Raw genomic sequence first — 2682 nt, 5'->3', positions numbered from 1 at the left:
CCTCCCCCTTGTGGGGAGGGGTTGGAGGTACTGCGGTCGGTGGGGGTCTCGCGGCCGTCTCCGGCGCGCCACGCCTCGAAGGCGAAAAGCCGCTGGCGTCGCCGGCCATCCGCCTCAGGGCGAAAGAGGCCGGCATCGATCTGCGTCAGGTCACAGGAAGCGGCCCGGCCGGCCGTATCCAGCATGAGGACATCGAGGCGTTTCTGGCGCGCGGGCCGCAGCTCGCGAAAATCTCCGGCCTCGCCCCCAATGAGACGATCGAGGACATCAAAATCGTCGGGCTCAGGCGAAAAATTGCCGAGAAGATGACGCTGGCCAAGTCGCGCATTCCGCACATCACCTATGTCGAGGAGATCGATGTTACCGCACTCGAGGATTTGCGCGCCGCGCTTAACAAGGAGAAGCGCACCGGCGCGGAAAGGCCGAAGCTGACGCTGCTGCCGTTCCTGATGCGGGCGATGGTCCGGGCGATCGCCGACCAGCCCAACCTCAACGCGCTGTTCGACGACGAAGCCGGCATCATCCACCAGCATGGCGGCGTCCATATCGGCATTGCCGCCCAGACGCCTTCGGGGCTGGTGGTGCCGGTGGTCAAACACGCCGAGGCGCGCGACATTTGGGAGTGCGCCGCCGAGCTCAACAGACTCGCCGAGGCGGCCAAATCAGGCACGGCGACGCGCGACGAGCTCTCGGGTTCGACCATCACCATCACCTCGCTCGGCGCCATGGGCGGTGTCGCGACGACGCCGGTGATCAATCATCCGGAAGTGGCGATCCTCGGCGTCAACAAAATGATGGTGCGGCCGGTGTGGGACGGCACCCAGTTCATCCCACGCAAGATGATGAACCTGTCCTCCAGCTTCGACCACCGGGTGATCGACGGCTGGGACGCCGCGGTGTTTATTCAACGGATCAAGGCGCTGCTGGAGACCCCGGCGCTGATTTTTGTGGATTGAGGCTGTGGTGCAAGAAATGAGAGCGGCAGCGATCCTTCCCACCCCCCTCTGTCCTGGCAGGACAGAGGGGGGTGCTGTCCCTCCGGCAGGAAAATTTTTGCACCGCTGCGGCGCCTTGAGAGGAACCCCATGAAGGAAATCTCCTGCAAGCTGCTCGTTATCGGTGCTGGCCCCGGTGGCTATGTCTGTGCCATCCGCGCCGGCCAGCTTGGCATCGACACGGTTATCGTCGAGTTCGGCAAGCCGGGCGGCACTTGTCTCAATGTCGGCTGCATTCCGTCCAAGGCGCTGATCCATGCGGCCGAGGAGTTCGAGAAAATCTCGCATATGGCGGGCGGCAAGAGTCCGCTCGGCATTTCAATTGGAACAGCATCCATTGATCTCGAAACGACCATCGCCTGGAAGGATGGTATTGTTAGCCGGCTGAATAGCGGCGTGGCCGGCCTGCTGAAGAAGGCCGGGGTCAAGACCGTGCACGGCTGGGCGAAATTCCGTGACGGCAAGACCGTCGAAGTCCAGACCGAGACCGGAATGCAGGTGGTCCGTGCCGAGACGGTGGTCATCGCGACCGGCTCGGCGCCAGTCGAGCTGCCGTCGCTGCCGTTCGGTGGACCGGTGATCTCGTCGACCGAAGCGCTGGGGCTGAGTGAAGTGCCGGAAAGGCTTGCCGTCGTCGGCGGCGGCTATATCGGGCTGGAGCTCGGCATCGCCTTCGCCAAGATGGGCGCCAAGGTGAGCGTGGTCGAGGCTTTGCCGCGCGTACTGGCGCAATATGATGCCGAACTGACTCGGCCGGTGGTGAAGCGGCTCGCCGAGCTCGGTATCGAGGTGCTTGTGGGCGCCAAGGCCAAGGGGTTGTCGACCAAGGGGGATGCGCTGCTGGTCGAGACGAAGGACGGCAAGAATAGCAAGATCGTTGCCGACAGGATTCTGGTCACTGTCGGGCGCAAGCCGGTGGTCGAAGACTGGGGGCTGGAGCAGATCGACCTGGACATGGCGGGAAAATTCATCCGCATCGACGACCAGTGCCGCACCTCGATGCGCGGCATCTTTGCCGTTGGCGACGTCACCGGCGAGCCGATGCTGGCGCACCGGGCGATGGCGCAAGGCGAAATGGTCGCCGAGATCGTCGCCGGCCACAAGCGCGGCTGGGACAAACGCTGCATTCCCGCTATCTGCTTCACCGATCCGGAGCTGGTCACCGCAGGCCTGTCGCCGGAGGAGGCAAAGGGGCTCGACGGCGACATCAAGGTCGGATTGTTCCCCTTCGCCGCCAATGGCCGGGCGATGACGAAGATGGGTGAGGAGGGGTTTGTCCGGATCGTTGCCCGCGCGGACAACCATCTGGTGCTCGGCATCCAGGCGGTCGGTCACGGCGTGTCGGAACTGTCGACGGCTTTCGGCCTGGCACTGGAAATGGGCGCGCGGCTGGAGGATATAGCCGGCACCATCCATGCCCACCCGACACAAGGTGAGGGTTTTCAGGAAGCGGCGCTGAAGGCGCTCGGGCATGCGCTGCATGTTTAGGGCCCGCCGGCCTCGCGCGCTCTCCCTTCTCCCACAAGGGGAGAAGGAAAGAAGCTCCTCAACCAGCCAACCGGCTCACCATCTCATGCTGCGCATAGGCGTGGCCGAAGCGGTTGGCTAGGAAGGCGTCGAGCGCGATGTCTTCCTGCTTGATGAAGCCCTTCGCCGGCAAGGTGCCGTCGGCCAGCATGTCAAGGAC

General features: G+C 64.1%; 2 protein-coding genes and 1 pseudogene. 2 read left to right on the top strand and 1 reads right to left on the bottom strand.

The genetic code is table 11. The features are described from left to right. The coding region (locus EOA86_RS29870; RefSeq protein ID WP_164892112.1) for a dihydrolipoamide acetyltransferase family protein at positions 1-956 on the top strand (956 nt) is incomplete at its 5' end. A gap of 129 nt (positions 957-1085) precedes the next feature. Then, positions 1086-2483, top strand: coding sequence for a dihydrolipoyl dehydrogenase (gene lpdA / locus EOA86_RS29865; RefSeq protein WP_128344927.1), 1398 nt, complete (start codon positions 1086-1088; stop codon positions 2481-2483). A 58-nt stretch (positions 2484-2541) separates the two neighbouring features. On the opposite strand, the pseudogene EOA86_RS29860 reads toward lpdA, so the two are convergent. Further along, a pseudogene (locus EOA86_RS29860) lies at positions 2542-2682 on the bottom strand (saccharopine dehydrogenase family protein); the annotation flags it as partial.

Source organism: Mesorhizobium sp. M5C.F.Ca.IN.020.32.2.1 (assembly GCF_004023105.1).
Lineage (GTDB): Bacteria > Pseudomonadota > Alphaproteobacteria > Rhizobiales > Rhizobiaceae > Mesorhizobium > Mesorhizobium wenxiniae.
The sequence above is the reverse complement of the archived record's forward strand: the minus strand, read 5'-3'. Positions and strand labels throughout refer to the sequence as shown.